Source organism: Streptomyces sp. SID13031, from assembly GCF_010548305.1.
GTDB lineage: Bacteria > Actinomycetota > Actinomycetes > Propionibacteriales > Kribbellaceae > Kribbella.
In genome coordinates this window covers 157627-173619 of record NZ_JAAGLV010000013.1, presented here as the reverse complement: position 1 = coordinate 173619, position 15993 = coordinate 157627, and the positions used below count along the sequence as shown (strand labels likewise).

Sequence of the window (15993 nt, the reverse complement as noted above, 5' to 3'; positions counted from 1 at the left end):
CTGTCCAGTCGTCGAGGTGGTCATCCTCCGGCTCCGCCGGGGTCACTCAGTCGCAGCTGCCAACTGCCGCGCCTCCTGCTGCTTGAACACCGGCAGCTTCTCCAACGCCCAGGCGCCAGAACCCAGGAACGCGATCAGCAGGAACGCGAACGAGAACAACGCCGCCTTCTCCCCACCGTTCTGCACCGGCAACAGGGCGCCGGACTGATGCACGGTGAAGTAGGCATAGGCCATAGAACCAGAGCACAGCAAAGCGGCGTACCGGGTCCCCAGCCCCACCATCACGAACGCCCCACCCACCGCCTGAATCGCCGAGGCCCACCAACCCGGCCAGACGAAGGCCTCCACCTGCTTGGTCCCCAGCACCCCGAAGATCGCCGCGGCCCCATGCGTAGCGAACAAGAACCCCACAACAATCCGAAAAACGGCCATTACCTGATCCTGCCAGCGCTCCAGCACACTCATCACTTGCTCCTCACGGTGAACGGACGGGTCCACGCATCCCCCACCGCTGGTCAGGCACTGGGGGATGCCCTCACCCCCCAGAACGACCCACACCCCCATCCGGTTCAACGCACCGCAACCTTTCCACTACCCTCCGAAACCACTGGACACGCTGGTCTACCCCAACCCATTGGCGATCCACCCCTCCCACCTGACAGACTGTCCCCCGCACCCAGGGCCTCTAGCTCAATTGGCAGAGCAGCGGACTTTTAATCCGCGGGTTGTCGGTTCGAGTCCGACGGGGCCCACCAGTACTACGCCCACGCACACTCCTCCGTCGCGTGCTCCCGCCCACCCCTCCCCCGGCACTCCTCCGTCGCGCCTCGCGGTCAGGCGCGGCTTGCCTCCTACCGGACATCTGGATGAGTCCCCGGCGATGAGTCAACCCGCGGCTCACGATGATGCAGCATCGGCTGACACCGGCAGGACCGAGCCGGTTCGGGTCGGCATCTGGCACCAGGCCGGAGCCGCTCCAATGCTCCGGAGACAAAGTGGGCTCCAGCACTAAGAGTGAACAGTCGGAATCGGCGCCAATGCCCAAGACTTGTCGATCGCGCCAAGGGCCGCCTGGATTGCTGCTTCCCGGCTTGCCGGGTCGTTGTGGACCAGGTGGTGTTCATGGTTGCCTGCACGCAGGCGTTGATGTAGGTGGCTGTCGACCAGCCTTCGATAGGCAGGGTCGTAGTCGTGGCGTGCAATCACAGGCGCGCTCGGATCGAGGACGGTCGCGAACAACACCACGTACGCGGGCATTTGCATGGCTACAAGCTGTTCGAGATGACCCAGGGTCTGCGGATCGATCTGCTCGTTACGATGCTCGACCGCAGCGGTGTAATAGGCGAGCGCGTCAATGCATGCCCGGTCGGCTAGAACGATGTCCGCGTTGGTTGCGCCGGCTAGCTCGTCGGCAACTCCCGCTGCGATGATCCACTCAGTCGATAGAGCTGTATGGCGGTGCATCTTTGGCAGGCCCGCTGCCGCCGCGCGTTTGCCGAGTCCGTGGGTTCGGGCAACGGTCAGGCCGATGGCGCGTAGCTCCATCTCGATGCGGCGCATGAGGACCGTCTTGCCTGTCGAGTGAGTGCCAGCGATACCGATGCGGATAGGGGCGGTCACCATAACGTTGCCTCTTCTTCAGGTGCTGGATATCCGGGCATACCAGGCGGGACGGCAGTTGCCACGAGGGCATCCCAGGTGTCGTATTCGGCAGCCAGGGACACCAGTAGGCAGGCAGTGGCGTATGCGTCGAAGGTCGCCCGGTGTCGCTGACCAGGCGCGTTGCGCACATCGATCTTTGCGTGGGCAATTAGGGCATCGAGGCTGTAGGAGCCAAGACCTTTCCAAGTTGCCCGCGCAAGGCGAAGGGTGTCCAGGACACCATCCGGCTTCCAGTCTGGGAGGTGTCTGCGGAGTACGCCGTAGTCGACATGAGCATTGTGGGCACAGATCCAGGCCTGGCCGAGTAGACCTTCTACCTGTGGTGCGACGTCGTCCCACGGAGGTTCATCGGTAAGGACGGTGTTGGTGAGCCCGTGGATGCGCGCAGCAAATCCTGTAACCGGTACTGGTGGCCGGATCAGCCAGGCGCCGGCTCCACTGGTGTTGGGTTTTCCCTGCGTGATGGGCAGAGCCGCAACTTCGACAAGGTCTGGAGGATTGGCTCCGTTGCCCTCGACGTCGATCACCAGCAACCGAGGCCAGGTGCTCGTGTTCACTGTTCCCCGTTCTGTGCGCGCCAGCCGATCTCAGCGCGGCCGTGACGCCGGTGGTGATGGGGCTTGGCCAGGTCGTGGACTTGGTAGCCGTGGGTGTGTTGAAGCCAGTACCGCGGCGGCTCGTTCAGCCCTTCGACGATAACTGCGCGGTCAGTGATGACCGGGTCGCTGGTCGCGCCGAGCAAACGAGCCTGGCTGGTCACCGTATCCAGGTCTGGCGCCTTCCATGCCTTCGCGCAGACGGCGAGTTGCGACACCGGGCAGATGTCGCAGAGTTCACGGATGCCGTAGTGCCCGTTATAGTCGGCCTCGCCGTGGGCGTACGCGACGGCGCAGCTTGTCTTCCGGAATAGCGCTCCAAAGGGTGCACCGGTGTCGGCCGGCCGGTGGAATCGTTCGAGGATGCGCCGCTCGGATTGCTCGGGCATGATCTTGCGGCGTGCGGTCTCGTCATAAGGCACCGGTATGCCATGGCTGCGGTAATACGCGCTGATCTCGTCGCGGAAGAACAAGCCAGTGAAGACCGTGGCGTGAGCGTGCTCGGCCAGCTCCAACGCTCGATCGATATCGCTGTCGGTGTCGTTCAGGCCCGGAACGATCGGTCGCCAGTACAAGACCGTGCGATACCTGTCCGCGTTGTCGTGGAGGGTTCGGAGGCTCTGGGCTGCGATGCGGGAGTCGACCGGCTCAATCCGCGGATCGGTGATGCCAGAGTGTGTCACCAGCACGGTGAGTTTGATGTTGGTGAAGCTGTTGAGGACCGCGCAGTCATCCTCGTCGACCCTCCATCGAGTGATGACGAGGACGTGGTTCTTGAGGCCTTGATCGTCAAGCAGTCGAAGCACGTTGAAGGTGTGCTGCTTCACCACCGGAAGCATCGGATCGGTTGCCCGATTGAAGATCTGAAGCGGGGTGATGTGTGGCTGAAAGTAGGAGTGTGTCGTCAGCAGCTCGACAGCAGCTTCGTCGGTCATCAGAGCACGAGGAGTCTTGAGCTCGAAGTTGTCGAACAGATGCCTCACGCAGTAGCCGCAGTCCAGTGGGCAACCGATGACGTGATTTAGCGAGAGTCCCGACTTGCGGTACTCGATTGTGTCGGCCAACTCCTTCTTGAGACCGCCAATCTGCTCGGGTGTGAGCAGCGGCAGCGCGCGGCGGCGGACGGTGGGTGTCACCATGGTGAACCTCCGAGGCTATGGGATTGGGCTAGCGAGGCAGTTAGGTGCAGGTGATTCGTCATCAAGCGCTGCCGACCTCGGTGGGAGCTATCAGGTTCCAGCGATTTGCCCCGTACCAGATGCCGAAGTCCCGGCAACTGGCAACCGAGTCGTCCGAGGAATGGATCAGGTTGTCGACCAGCCGGCCCTGCGCGCTGGCCAGTTCAAGCGAGTCGACGCCGTAGTCCGCGCGCAGTGTGCCGGGCGTGGCTTTACTGGGGTCGAAATGTCCAAGCAGGGAACGGACCACAGTCGGCGTATCCGCGCCCTCGGAGCCATGGGCGAGCGCAACGGTGACCTGTTGCCCGACATAGCTGTCGCGTAGGCAGGACACGACCTCTCGATCGGTGAACCAGTCCGCGTTCACCAGGAGATCCCAGTAGTGAACGAAGATCTGCCAATCAGCCACTGTCACGTTCATCTGGCCAACCACCGAAACGTCCCTGCCTACTCGCTCCAGGATCACATCGACGAGGCCACGCTGAACGCAATCCGGCTTCAGAAGAATGACGCTCCACCGGCTCCAGTCCACGCCACCCAGTACATACTCACCATCAGCAGGTGGCGTCCTCATCGCGCCAATGCCAACTCAAAGGCAGCAAAGACATCAGACGTCAACATATGCAGTCTCCTTTCGCTGCTCCCCCGAAGTTCAACCAAGGGTCGGATTGGAACGGCTGGCGCAGAGCGGCCTCGCCGCCACGCCGCGCCAGCCGGACTTTGGGATCCCCGTCTGAGCAGTCAGGGGATACAGGGTCGGGAACTCAGACAGGGATGTAGGCGACGGAACGGATGAGCGTGCAGCGATCGCACTGCACCGAGAGGCCGAGGACGACGCCCCACCGATTCCGCCAGATCATGGATTCAGACTCGCGATGACGCCACGAGCGCCGGTCGCCCGCTCGAAGGTGTCCTTGACGTCGTGGGTCACGGCCAGAGCGGCAAAATGCAGGCGACCGGGAATGACGACAGTGGTCACCTCGTACCGATTGACTGCCTCGATCAATGCTCCGAAGGCGGCTGGCGACGTCTCCGTTACCTCGACATAGATCGTGCCCATCGCAAAGCCTTCCAGCTTGGCGAACTCCTCCAACTGGGCCCTGACGTCGGCGAGCTCCCCGTCGGTCATGAGCAGGTGCTTCAGGACGTACCCGAGCAACAGCGGTCGGGTGTAGTCCACGTCACTCAAAGCTCCTCGTCCTGGCACCACCGCAATCGCTGGCTGGTTGGTGACCCGGAGGCTCGGGTAGCGCCGCGCCATCCCAACTGAATACTCGACTGCTTCGGCGGGGCCCAGGCACCTCTCGACCACGATGCTGGCTCCGAACCACACCAGCACCCGGCAATTCGACGATCGCTCTGGAACTTGGTGAGTCAGCATCAAAGGTCTCCTGGTTTTGACGGATCGCACCATGGGCGACCACTCCAACACCCTGCATTAGAGGTGGTTCTATTAAGTCGGCTCGTCGCCTAGGTGTCAATAGAGCCGCCTCTATTGATCTCAGATGGGCAGATCCGACAGTCAGGGCTACCGTTATGCGGACATGCGAGGAGGACGATGATCGGCGGCTACAGAGCGCTCGCGGCGACGTTGCGCGAGGCAATCATGCGAGGCGACTACGCCCCTGACTCGACGTTGCCGAAGCAGGAAGAGTTGGCCGAGCTGCACGGGGTCAACGTGAAGACGGTTCGCAATGCGATCGCACTGCTCGCTGCTGAGGGACTGGTAACCCCGATACGGCGCCGCGGAACAGTAGTCCGCGAACGACCACCCATGAGACGGCTGGGCGCGGAGCGGTACGCGAAGAGCAAGTGGAAGTTCGGCAATGTCGTGGCCTTCATCGCTGACCGCGAGGCCTCTGGGCAGCCGTGGAAACCGACCGACCAAACACAGACGATCGCATCCGTGGAGGCCGATGCCGATATCGCCGAAGCGTTCGGGATCGAGATTGGCGCCCAGGTTTATGAGCGAGCCCGGATTGTCAGGGACTCCACCGGGAAGCCGACTCACACGCTGACCAGCTACTACCTGCCCGACGATGTCGAAGGCACTCCGTTGATCGATCCGACGCCTGGGCCGGCGGGCCGCGGCGGCGGTTTTGCAGTGTTGACGATGCAGGGACTCGAGCCCGACACGATGACCGAGACATTCCACTCGCGGATGCCGACGCCGGACGAGATCGAGCTACTGGAGCTGCCCGCTGGAGAGCCGGTGATGATCCTGCATCGGACGACTATGGCCCGAACTGGTCGTGTCGTGGAGTTCGCCAGAGGAACGCACGCAGCCAGTCGATTCTCCTGGACCTACACGTTCCGGATCCCCGAATGACCGCTGAAGGCATCCCCGAAGAGCACTTCGCCGCTGCAAAGACGCTCTGGGACTACCACGACATGCACCACGAGCTGCGCGAAACCGACGTCGGCATAGGACTCGGCAGCCACGATCTCGGCGTTGCCACCTATGCTGCCGAGCTGTACCACCGACGACTGTTCCCGCGGATCCTCTTCACCGGCGCCAACGCACCGACCACCATCGAACGGTTCCCATACGGCGAAGCAATCCACTACACCGAACACGCCATCGAACTCGGGGTACCGGAGGAAGACATCATCGTCGAGCCCATGGCGACCAACACCGGCGAGAACATTACGCTGGCGCGTGCTGCATTGGCTAAGCGTCAGTTGCTACCAGCGACGGTCACACTCATCTCGCGGCCCTACCAACAACGCCGCGCCTACGCCACCTGCCGGAAGCTCTGGCCCGACGTGGACCCGATCTGCGCCTCGCTGCCCATGCCCCTCGACGAGTACGTCGCCTCGATCGGTGACGTGAACCGTGTCCTCAACATGCTTGTCGGCGACACTCAGCGCATCGACGTCTTCGCAGCCAGAGGTTTCGCCATCCCACAGCCAATACCGGCCGAAGTCCACGCGGCATACCAGCACCTCGTCGACGCCGGCTACACCCAGCGCCTGATTGCCTAACCAGCAACAGATCAGAACCAACCCGGCCGGTCCCATGTGCTCCTGAACCAAGTGATCGCCCAACCAAATCTGGACGCTCCACAACTGCGGCTGGCAGGAGTGGAGGCGGCGAAGTGGACCGGCCGCCAGGTCCTAGTCAACGTGAGCGAGCTGCCCGCGCCACCTCAGGTCGCGGAGTTCCTCGAACTAGAAGGACCCGGCACACCGGCCGTGAGACGCCGGCGCCTACGGCTAGTCAGCCGCCCCGAGGAAGGCATTCCCGAACGAGTCGCGATGATCGCGGACACATGGACACCGCCCGACATCGCCTACAAACTCATCGACGGCAGAGCGCCCCTGATGAGCCCCGAAGACACCACGCTGCCCGGCGGCATCTACCACGCGCTCGGCTTCCGCCAGGTCCGGTTCATCGACAACATCGAAGTCCGGATGCCAACCGCCGAGGAGGCGGAACTGATGTCCCTGTCACCGGGCACAGCAGTAGGCCAGCACGCCCGAATCGGAATCGATGGGACCGGCCGCCGCGTCCTCATCCACGTCTCGGCCGGCGACCGCCAGGTCATCACCTACGACCTACCCGTCCCAGAACGGCACCTCCCGACCAACGGAGAACCCAAGTGACCACCTACCACGTCCGCGCGGCCGGCGAGGAAGACGTCGAAGCTGTTCTAGCGCTTCGACGCCATGCCGAAGAGTGGCTCAAGGCAGCAGGCATCGAGCAGTGGACCAAGAGTGCCTACGGCGCCCGAGTCATCGAAGGATGGATCGGCGCCGGCAGCACCTTCGTCGTCTCAACAGACGACGGCGAGATCATCGGCAGCCTGTCCCTCGACAAAGGTGACCCAGACTTCTGGACCCCCGAGGAACTGAAGGTCCCCGCCCTCTACCTCTACAAATTCATCATCCGCTCAGACCACCGCGGCTCCGGCCTGGGCGATGTCCTCTTGGACTGGTCCGGCTACCGCACCGAACTAGTCGGCGACCTCTGGCTACGCCTCGACTGCTGGCGCGACAACGCCGGCCTACACAAGTACTACCTAGACCGCGGCTTCCAGCACCTCACCACCCGAACCCACCCTGTACGCATGTCCGGCGCGCTGTTCGAGCGTCCCGCCGAACTCCGCCTAGCCACCCAAGCTACTACTGCAAACCTCATCGACCACACCCTTAGCGGTGAGACATTTCCTCCGCTCGGCGTTGCGCGATAACACGGCGGAAAAGATGAGTAATGAGAGCTATCCGGAACGGATCGTACGATCAACCCCCGTCGCGATTGCAGCCGCCGTCGTCGACATTGCCGCCTTCTTCTCGTTGGTGCTGTCCAGTTCGATCAGAAGTTGGGTCAAGACACATCCGCTCCATGTCGCTATAACTGGCCTTCTGATCATCTTGACGCTGGTTTTCCTGACGAACCGACTGGCGCAGTCTCGCGCAACACTGCGGGCGGAGTCGCTCGCGAAGGCCCACGAGATTTCTGACCTCAAGACTCGCCTTCATCCAACACCGCGAGATAAGGAAAAGTTCGAGCGCCTCTTAGGGGAGTTCCCAATGAACACGGGCACAATCCCCTTCCTCGAAACCTTTCCCGGAAAACAATGGCAGAACGAGTACATGCTTCCAATCTTCGGTTTTTTGCAGGCATGGCGCTACGAGGAGTTCGACGACGCCGTGACCCAGAAGGCATTCAGCGCCTTCCGCGAGAAAGTACAGAAACTATCTAGCTGGTTCGCCTCCGAAGGCTTTCCGCATTCGACGCAAACAGGAATCAGCGAACTTCCAGCACCGCACGAATTCGAGGGAGGATATGACGAATTCTTTGAGGTCCGTGAGAAAGGGGAGAGATTGGCTCAAACCGTAGTCGAAGGAAGACTTGAGATAGAGCGAATCGGACGCCAACGCGGCCTGTAGCCGGACTAGGAAGCAAGAGCCGGCAACAAGTCCTGCCGCTTCTAGACCGATACCGGCGACTATCGGAATGCGGTAGTCCCAGGTGCGCTGTCCCACCAAGTTGCCGAGTCACTATCGAAAGTCACCACAGGATGCGAACGATATGACAACCGAGAAGTCAATCAAGTCACCGAAAAGAAGCGCGCCCAAGAATGCCAGGACGCGGTATCCGAGAAACCTGCGACGCACCCAAAGAATTCAGAGCAGCACACCACCAGTCTCTCCAGGGGGCATACATTTCGGGCCCACAGAGCCTTGGAGTCACCTAGGCCTGATCGTGACGGCGGCAACTGGTCTAATCATCATATTTCGCCTGTTGAATATGTCTGAAGGCAACGCTGCGACCGCCATGGCGATTGCCAGAGATACCGGCACCACCGGAATCCTCATAGGCTCATTTCTTGTATTCCTACCAATCGCAATAGCCTCGACTTCGACCGCATATGTGGCGAGGCACGCCTATCGAATCATCCTAGCGAAACGGCTACCGACCTACTGGGAGATCTTCACAACAGTCATAACCCTGATGGGCATGTCAATCCTGATTCCAGTTCGACACTGGCTCTTCTTGCCAATAGGTCTTTTCATGGCTATTTCGTTCGGCGCAACAGATCGCTCTGAACCGGGTAGGCAGGTAGCGCGAAGCCCAACGGCAGTCATTCTTTCACTACTGGTCTTTCCGTTCGCGGCGACACTCGTAACATCTAGCACAGCATGGCTTCCCACTGAGGTGATCGACACGAGCGATCCAGGCAATCAGAAGGTAATCGGCTACGTCATCAAAAATGACAGCAATACACTTAGCATACTGAGAAGATCCCCCCGCAATGTGCTATACCTCACGCCGAACAGCATAAAGAAGCGAGAAATTTGCGGACGGCAGAACTGGCGTGATGAATCTCTAGTCAACCTCGCCAAGCGGGGGAGAGGCACATACCCCGATTGCCCATGACGAGCTGCAGGCATCCCAGTCATGCACGAGTTGGTCTCCCTGACCCGCAGGACTGAATATAGGCGGAGGCATCTGCGCTCCATGCGGTGTCGCTGTCTGAATAGACCAGAGTGCAGCGATACCGTCTCGCTATGACTCTCATGAGCTTGATCTCAATTTGCTGGGGACGGTCGGCCGACTGGGGATCGGTAGCAGAGTGGGTTGGTGGCATCGGGACGGCCGGCGCACTAATTCTCGGTCTCCTGATCCTGCGTCGCGACCACACGAATTCCGAGCGCGTGCAAATCGATCAGGTTGGATGGTGGCGGGGAAAGCATGATGGAAACAAGGGCTGGATCCTAGCCAACAAAAGCACACTCCCAATACATATTCTGATCGAATGGGAAAAAGATTGGGATCTCTACTACAGCAATTCGGAATCTACAATGCAAACACTGCTTCCAACTGGTCTCGTAGTCGGCCCCGGAGACACCGCAACTTTCCGTACTTTGACCTCCACCAAGGACGCGCAGGTGGGGGTGGCGGCGAAGCCCATCAGGAGGATGACAGTGACGGACAACGCGGGACGCCACTGGCATCACCAGGCCAACTCGGGCTGGAAATCCACAAAGAAGAAGCCGTCGCCTGCTGTTGATGCAGAACCCAGTGACCAAACCTCTCTGCGTCAAAGATGATCAGTCCTCTGACACGTGAAGGAAATTCACTGCCCAGGGCTCGTAGATGAGCGCCTTCGTGCCGGCACCGTCCAGGCAGCCGACCTGAAGGATCTCCAGCTTGACCGGGCTCACCTTGTTCCCGAGGACAGTCCGCTCTCGATGAGTGAGGCCCGTAATCGGTCTGGCCAATTCTCCATCTGCTCCAGTCCAACCTCCCTACTCGGGGTTGGAACAGTTGGAGATCGGCGGACAGCGCCGAGAGTGCGGTCATGCTCGGAGCGGGGCCACTCGCATACAGCAGTCGAACCATGCGTCTACTTCTTTTCGCTAGCAGCCTCGGGTGCCGAGCGATGATCTTCTCTGGTTGGCTGGTGCCGGTCGACGATTGCCTCAACTAGCGTCGCAGTTGCGCGGGCGCGGATCTCCGGATCGGCAATTGACTCCAGTATGCGCTCTGCAGCGAGGTACCTTGAGAACTCAAGCGGTTGGGCGAAGTACTCCCGAAGTTGCGCAGTTGCTGCCTCTTGAGTGCGCATGAACGTTCGTCCCAAATATCCCGCAAGCCCTCCACCGGCCAAGCCTAGCGCGCCTGCGATACCGGCGGCAGTTGGCGATTTGGCTAGTATCGACAACACGGCGCAGAGGGTCAGAAGGGCGAGCCCAAGCCACGCGGCGCGTTGCCCATAGGAGAAACTACGCTCGGATTGAGTAGTCGCAATTCGATGGTAATAGTCAAGTCTGCGCTGAGTTACTTGCCATAGGCTGGCAAAATCCGTCGATCCATCATCGGCGTCAGACACTTCAGCAAGTTTTGCCTCGGCCTGCGCGAGCCTAATCTGATCGATCCCCAACATGAATCGGTCTGCCGCAGACCTGAAATGTGGGCGGCGATTAAAATAGGCAAAGTAGACTACCGCTACGCCACCCAAAGCCATGCCACTAAAAAGTCCCGAGATCCGCCAGGAAATGATCGGCATTTCCGAAGAGCCCGGAAGAGACGGGGGGAAATAGAATCCGAGAAGTCCTCCAAGTACCAGTGCAACGGCAGCGAAGCGCGAAACGTTCCGCTTCCAGTCGCGACGCTCCTGTGAGTCGAACCAGTTGGTGCGAATTTGCGCTTGTTCAATTCTTTCGTACATATCCTTGGCTGACTCCGGCCGGGGATTTTCTACTGAAGAATCGCCAAGTTCTGGCACGGCTGCACCCTGCCGCCTCTCATCGTTTCTGCGGCGATTCCCGAAAAGACTCATCACGCAACCCCCAGACAGGTCGAGAAGCACAGATAGGACCTAAACTCAGCATCAACCCAACTATCTACATTGCTCGTGTGCTCCCCCAAATCTTCACTGTGCTTCTAGGCCCATATCGGAATCCAGACTGTAAGAGTTGCAGCAGTCGAGCTCCGCGTCGACATCGGGCGCGCCGTCGCCTACTTCGATGGCCTCACGACATCGGAGCTCCTCACCCGCTGTCGACGGTGTGGAGCTGGAGGAACCCGCGGAACCCATGGTTTACCCCATAGTTTTGGATGGGAAGTGATGGGATCTGTCGGGGGTGGACTGCAAGCCTGATCGGGCATACGTGCAGGTCAGGAGGGGTGTCGGGAAGCAACGGGCATGATCGCGTCGATTCCGGGGCGAATCCGCGGGTTGTCCGTTCGAGTCCGACGGGGCCCACAAAAGCCCAGGTCAGCAGGCTGACCTGGGGTCTGTAGCTTCCGGATGGCACGCTTTACGGCATGCTTTTGGATCTCTAGCCGTCGCTGAAGGCCGCTTCGAGCGCTGACGGCAGCGCCGGGGTTCTTCGCCTTCCGGCCCATGTAGACGTCCTGGGTCATCGACGGGCGGGCGTGCCCGAGCTGGTCGGCGATTTGCCGTGCACTCTGTCCGGCGTCGTCAAGCATGGTTGCCGTGGTCTTGCGGAAGACGCGCGAGGTTAGCCATGAGAACGCGTCCGCTTCCCCGCCGTCGGCAGCCTCGTCCACAAGGCGCAGGAGCTCGGTACGGGCCCTGGCTCTGGTGGTCAGTTGACTGCACTAACTACCCGACCGAGTTGGTGTGGTGGGCAGGCCTTCGTGATGATCTGCGGCGCCGGATCCGACCTGACCCTGCAGACCGCCGACGCGGTCGTCGTCCGCGACGACCTGACCACCATCCGGCCGTGATCGCGCTGTCGCGGCGAACTCGCCGGGTCGTGACCGCGAATCTGATAATCGCGGCCACTTTCATCACCGTCCTGGTGATCTGGGACCTCGTCGGCCAGCTGCCCCTGCCGCTCGGCGTCGCCGGCCACGAAGCCTCTACCGTCATCGTCGGCCTCAACGAGCTCCGGCTGCTCCGCAACACCGCCTGGAACCGCGCCGCCAGGTAGACGGGCAACGCCAATGACGTCCCCGCCGGCGGCCGGGCGCCGGTTCAGCGGCGACATCCAGCTGGCCGGGCACGGTCTGCGCCTGAGCGAATGGACCGACGACGACCTGTCGGCGATCGTCGACCTGTTCGACGAGCCGCAACTCGACCGCTGGACCCCGCTACGCCGCCCGTTCAACCCTCCAGGCCGCCCGGGCCTACCTCGACGCAGCGGTCAGGACAAGAAGGGCAGGCCGCAAGCCTTCCCGGCGTTCCACCGCCGGGGCGTGTAAACGGCTTGTCAGATGATTCAGACGTACGGGTTGTCTCGACTAACACTGGTCTTGCACCGCAGGGTGGCCGATGTGTTGTAGACGCACACCGCCAGGGCTGCTCTCGCCACGACAAATCCAGACGTGAGGGTGACGTTCCCAAAGTTGGTGCCGTCGGGGCCGCAGCCGTTGTTGTCCCTTTTCGCGGGGCCGACATACCAGAGGCGTCCGTTGGTGTCCAACACCGTCATTTGCGCAAACACCGGACGGTTGTCACCGGGACAGATGTCGCGCACCTTGAGGCTGCGGTAGACGACGGTCGTCCGGTTGACGAAGTCGAGATTCGCACTGGCGAGCCCACCACTGCCAGAGGAGGGGCTCGGGTAGTACACGCGAGCGGAGACCGGTCCGTCGGCTGCCTGCGCAGGACTTGCGACCAACAATCCACTCAACACCGCTGCGACCCCTACCACTGCCCTCAGAACGCTTGCCTTCATCGATCCTCCAAGGAGATGTCCCCCGAGCCGGCTTGTGTCCGCCCGCTGAATACGTCCCAGACGGTAGGCGTTGTCGCTGACGTGTCTCTGCCCGTACCCCACCCGTACCGCGCGCGGGGCCTTGCCTTGTATGCCATGCGGGGACCAGTTCGGCCTCCCAGCTGCATTTTGGGTGGTGTGGCTGAACTTCGGGGACCGTTCGGGCATCTAAGGAACGAGTCCAATCCTGGGAGGAATCTTGAAGTGCGTGCGCCTGTCTGCCTTGCTGGCCAGTGTTGTCGGTCTGCTTGCTGCGTTGCTCTTAACCAGTCCGGCCGCCGCGGCCGCGACCTCGTTTCATGCGTGGATCACCTGCGATCCGGTGACCAACAAGATCGCCACCGGGGTCACCGGTCAGTATGGGGTGGCGGCCAATACCGCTGTGAAGGTGGAGTTCAAGGTCGAGTCGGGGTACTACGCGACGGCGACTACGTCGGCCAAGATTCCGGCGACGGGCAGCACCACCACGGTGGCTGGCAAGTCGACCGCTAGCAGTGATCTGACGGTCAAGGGGTACACCCGTGACTTCCCGATCAGCGGCTACATCTTCTACACCGAGAAGGTCACCGCCACGGTGAAGAACACCGCCGGCGGCATCCTGACCAGCCGGACCGCCACCTGCGACTACGACCGTCACACCACCGTCACCCTGACCTGCGACCATGACACGCAGACCATCACTGCCCGGGTCGATGGCGTTCAGTTCAACGAGCCCCAGCCGATGGGCCTGGGGATCAAGTGGGAACGCAGCACCACCTCACAGAACTCGGCCACTGACCCCGCCTTCACCATGCAACGCTTTACCTGGGCAACGCATACCGTTTCCCCCGTCAACGGCACCATCACCGACGTCGGCTTTTCGAGCCCGGCCACCGATCGGTACTACCAGTCGCAGACGGTCTGGGCAACAGTCAGCTCGCCGTACACCGGCCGAACCCTCGGCAGCGGCACTGCCACCTGCGTCTACTCCGACCACCGCAACGACTGACCCTCCCAGCCAGGCCGGTACTACGAACCGGCCTGGCTGTCAGGCGCCTTCAACGTGCGGTGACCACCCCAGCTGTGGGGGGAGAGCAGGCCCCTTCTCCGTCGAGGAGTGAGAAACTTCCGGGCGCGTTGTCGAGAGGCGCCCGGCTGGTTCGTAGGCATAGTGAGAGATCGGTGACGGGCCGGTTCGACCACTAGGAGAACCTCGATGGAAAGCATGGCGCGGCGACTCAAGGAGCTGTTCGTACCGATCCATGAAGTCGCCTACATGGCCGACGAGGCGATGGAGGAGCTGCAGGCGCTCGGATACGAGGGCTACTGGCCGGGGTACTTCGCCGCGCGGTCGGCGCCACTCGGACGTGTGCCGGCCGAGGTCGTGGATGCGCTGTTCTACAACTTCGCCCCGGGCGAGGTCGCCGCGTGCATCCCGAGCGTCTGGGACATCGCCACGCCGGAGGCCGCCCTCGCCGCCCAGCAGCGCGGGTGCGTCGCGTCGCTCCGCCGGATCCTTGGCGACCTGGCCGACAGCCCGGCGATCGCGCGGGCCGCCGAACTCGCCACGAGGGCCGCGTTCAACGCACCGATGGAGGGCAGGCTCCTGTACGCCGGACTCCGCTCGCTCCCAGTACCCGAAGAACCCCTGGCTCGCCTCTGGCACGCAGCCACCCTGCTCCGCGAACACCGTGGTGATGGCCACCTGACCGCGCTGGTCGCCGCTGGCATCGACGGGCAGGAGGCGCACGTGCTGCAAGCGCTCTACTGGGACATGAAGCCGCGAGCATTCGGCCGGCTCGACCCGCTCGCCGACGACCAGCTGGACGCGGTCGTCGACGGTCTCCGGCTCCGCGGCCTGGTCGATGCCGCCGACGGGTTCACGCCGGCCGGCCGGAAGCTCAGGACCGAGATCGAGGAGCTCACCGACGCATTGGCCGCCCCGGCGTACACATGCCTCGAGCCGCACGAGATCGACGAACTCACCACCGTCCTCGGCCCGATCGCCGCGAAGCTCAAAGCCGCCAGTCCCTTCTAGAGCGACGCCGACGGGCGGCCCTGACCGGCTGGCCCCGGGCGACGGGCACGTACGTAAGGTCCGGGCCGACCCACGCCATCAACGGTCAAACCCACCTAAAACAAGGCACCGGAAGACACACCGGAACCCCATGAAACATCAGGGCTAGGAAAGCCCATGGTTTTGGACGGGAAGCGATGGGAGTTGTTGGGGGCGGACCAGTACCGGCGTACTACGCCCACGCGACTCCTCCGTCGCCGCTCCCGCCCACCCTGGTCCGCCGCTCCTAACGCGCCTCGCGGCCGCTTGCGGGTCGCCGCCCATCAGCACTTCGTCGAACGCCGCCGAGCCACCCGCCCGGGCGGTGAGCTGCGGACCGCGACCGGTGAGGAGTGGGCCGAGTTCGAGAACCGCTTCCTGCTCCGCAAGATCGCCCTTGGCGATTGCCACCGCCCCTACGGCGCAGCATGTGTCCACGAACACGCCTGCTGAAGGGCCGGTTCCTGCGCGTCGATCCCGCTCAGTTGCCGCGCATTGAGGAGATGACGGCCAACGCGACTGAGCGGCTAGCGGAGGTCAAGGGTCGGGGCTGGCTTGGCGAGGTTGCGGTGTTGGAGGACTCGCTTGAGCAGCTGCGCCAGCGCCAGGCTGAAGCCGGGCGGCAGTTGAAGGCGGCAACGGCGCCGTTGCCGGCCTTGGATGGTTGGCTCAGTCGACGGGTAGCCAATTTCGGTGGGCATACGATGAAGAGGATCGCCGTACCAGTTCTTGGAGCCGACGCCGATGCGTTCGATCGCGTCGCAGGCAGTCGATTGGAGACGACAGTTGCACGGACTCCTGCGAGAAGCGTGGCTGTCGGTGGTAC

19 protein-coding genes, 1 tRNA gene and 1 pseudogene are annotated in these 15993 nt (G+C 62.2%); 13 read left to right on the top strand and 8 right to left on the bottom strand.

The window, feature by feature from the left end; translation table 11 throughout:
- Positions 1–42: 42 nt before the first annotated feature.
- A complete protein-coding gene (locus G3I17_RS25600; RefSeq protein ID WP_164600136.1) occupies positions 43–465 on the bottom strand; it encodes a DoxX family protein in 423 nt (140 codons plus the stop codon).
- A 214-nt stretch (positions 466–679) separates the two neighbouring features.
- Between G3I17_RS25600 and G3I17_RS25595 the strand changes: the two genes are divergently transcribed.
- Positions 680–755 (top strand) — tRNA-Lys (locus G3I17_RS25595).
- A gap of 253 nt (positions 756–1008) precedes the next feature.
- On the opposite strand, the gene G3I17_RS25590 is transcribed toward G3I17_RS25595, so the two are convergent.
- The 5 genes from G3I17_RS25590 to G3I17_RS25570 form a co-directional block, all read right to left on the bottom strand.
- The gene (locus G3I17_RS25590; protein WP_164600135.1) at positions 1009–1623 is read right to left on the bottom strand and encodes an AAA family ATPase; all 615 of its coding nucleotides are present in this window, start codon (positions 1621–1623) and stop codon (positions 1009–1011) included.
- Entirely contained in the window at positions 1617–2189 is a 573-nt protein-coding gene (locus tag G3I17_RS25585) for a 3'-5' exonuclease (RefSeq protein ID WP_343238410.1), read from the bottom strand. Before G3I17_RS25585 ends, G3I17_RS25590 begins: the two co-directional genes overlap by 7 nt.
- A gap of 26 nt (positions 2190–2215) precedes the next feature.
- Positions 2216–3397: a radical SAM protein gene (locus tag G3I17_RS25580; protein ID WP_164600133.1), complete on the bottom strand. Its 1182-nt coding sequence runs from the start codon at positions 3395–3397 to the stop codon at positions 2216–2218.
- A gap of 61 nt (positions 3398–3458) precedes the next feature.
- On the bottom strand, positions 3459–3968 hold the full coding sequence (locus tag G3I17_RS25575; protein ID WP_203590729.1) for a nucleoside-diphosphate kinase: 510 nt from the start codon (positions 3966–3968) through the stop codon (positions 3459–3461).
- Positions 3969–4292: 324 nt separating this feature from the next.
- On the bottom strand, positions 4293–4616 hold the full coding sequence (locus tag G3I17_RS25570; RefSeq protein ID WP_203590728.1) for a hypothetical protein: 324 nt from the start codon (positions 4614–4616) through the stop codon (positions 4293–4295).
- Between the two features lie 378 nt (positions 4617–4994).
- Between G3I17_RS25570 and G3I17_RS25565 the strand changes: the two genes are divergently transcribed.
- From G3I17_RS25565 to G3I17_RS25535, 7 genes are all read left to right on the top strand, one after another.
- The gene (locus G3I17_RS25565) at positions 4995–5765 is read left to right on the top strand and encodes a GntR family transcriptional regulator (RefSeq protein ID WP_164600130.1); all 771 of its coding nucleotides are present in this window, start codon (positions 4995–4997) and stop codon (positions 5763–5765) included.
- Positions 5762–6421 (top strand): YdcF family protein, encoded by a 660-nt coding sequence (locus G3I17_RS25560; RefSeq protein ID WP_164600129.1) that lies wholly within the window; start codon positions 5762–5764, stop codon positions 6419–6421. Before G3I17_RS25565 ends, G3I17_RS25560 begins: the two co-directional genes overlap by 4 nt.
- 51 nt (positions 6422–6472) lie before the next feature.
- Positions 6473–7042, top strand: coding sequence for a UTRA domain-containing protein (locus G3I17_RS25555; RefSeq protein ID WP_164600128.1), 570 nt, complete (start codon positions 6473–6475; stop codon positions 7040–7042).
- Positions 7039–7629: a GNAT family N-acetyltransferase gene (locus tag G3I17_RS25550; protein ID WP_164600127.1), complete on the top strand. Its 591-nt coding sequence runs from the start codon at positions 7039–7041 to the stop codon at positions 7627–7629. The genes G3I17_RS25555 and G3I17_RS25550 overlap by 4 nt, the downstream gene beginning before the upstream one ends.
- Positions 7630–7642: 13 nt before the next feature.
- On the top strand, positions 7643–8329 hold the full coding sequence (locus G3I17_RS25545) for a hypothetical protein (RefSeq protein WP_164600126.1): 687 nt from the start codon (positions 7643–7645) through the stop codon (positions 8327–8329).
- A gap of 361 nt (positions 8330–8690) precedes the next feature.
- Positions 8691–9320, top strand: a complete 630-nt coding sequence (locus G3I17_RS25540) for a hypothetical protein (RefSeq protein WP_164600125.1) — start codon at positions 8691–8693, stop codon at positions 9318–9320.
- A 131-nt stretch (positions 9321–9451) separates the two neighbouring features.
- Positions 9452–9994 (top strand): hypothetical protein, encoded by a 543-nt coding sequence (locus G3I17_RS25535; RefSeq protein ID WP_164600124.1) that lies wholly within the window; start codon positions 9452–9454, stop codon positions 9992–9994.
- A gap of 296 nt (positions 9995–10290) precedes the next feature.
- On the opposite strand, the gene G3I17_RS25530 is transcribed toward G3I17_RS25535, so the two are convergent.
- Positions 10291–11172 carry a hypothetical protein gene (locus G3I17_RS25530; RefSeq protein ID WP_164600123.1) on the bottom strand — a complete coding sequence of 294 codons (882 nt, stop codon included), beginning with the start codon at positions 11170–11172 and terminating at the stop codon, positions 10291–10293.
- An 893-nt stretch (positions 11173–12065) separates the two neighbouring features.
- On the opposite strand from G3I17_RS25530, the pseudogene G3I17_RS40010 reads away from it, so the two are divergent.
- Together G3I17_RS40010 and G3I17_RS25520 are read left to right on the top strand one after the other, a co-directional pair.
- A pseudogene (locus G3I17_RS40010) lies at positions 12066–12346 on the top strand (heavy metal translocating P-type ATPase); the annotation flags it as partial.
- A gap of 13 nt (positions 12347–12359) precedes the next feature.
- Positions 12360–12617 carry a hypothetical protein gene (locus G3I17_RS25520; RefSeq protein ID WP_164600122.1) on the top strand — a complete coding sequence of 86 codons (258 nt, stop codon included), beginning with the start codon at positions 12360–12362 and terminating at the stop codon, positions 12615–12617.
- Between the two features lie 17 nt (positions 12618–12634).
- Here G3I17_RS25520 and G3I17_RS25515 read toward each other — a convergent pair whose 3' ends face one another.
- Complete coding sequence (locus G3I17_RS25515) at positions 12635–13093, bottom strand: hypothetical protein (RefSeq protein ID WP_164600121.1); 459 nt, start codon at positions 13091–13093, stop codon at positions 12635–12637.
- 247 nt (positions 13094–13340) lie between these two features.
- Between G3I17_RS25515 and G3I17_RS25510 the strand changes: the two genes are divergently transcribed.
- From G3I17_RS25510 to G3I17_RS40005, 3 genes are all read left to right on the top strand, one after another.
- Positions 13341–14120, top strand: a complete 780-nt coding sequence (locus G3I17_RS25510) for a hypothetical protein (RefSeq protein ID WP_164600120.1) — start codon at positions 13341–13343, stop codon at positions 14118–14120.
- Positions 14121–14327: 207 nt separating this feature from the next.
- On the top strand, positions 14328–15149 hold the full coding sequence (locus G3I17_RS25505) for a MarR family transcriptional regulator (protein WP_164600119.1): 822 nt from the start codon (positions 14328–14330) through the stop codon (positions 15147–15149).
- Positions 15150–15305: 156 nt separating this feature from the next.
- Positions 15306–15620, top strand: a complete 315-nt coding sequence (locus G3I17_RS40005; protein WP_203590726.1) for a hypothetical protein — start codon at positions 15306–15308, stop codon at positions 15618–15620.
- The last annotated feature ends 373 nt before the right edge of the window (positions 15621–15993 follow it).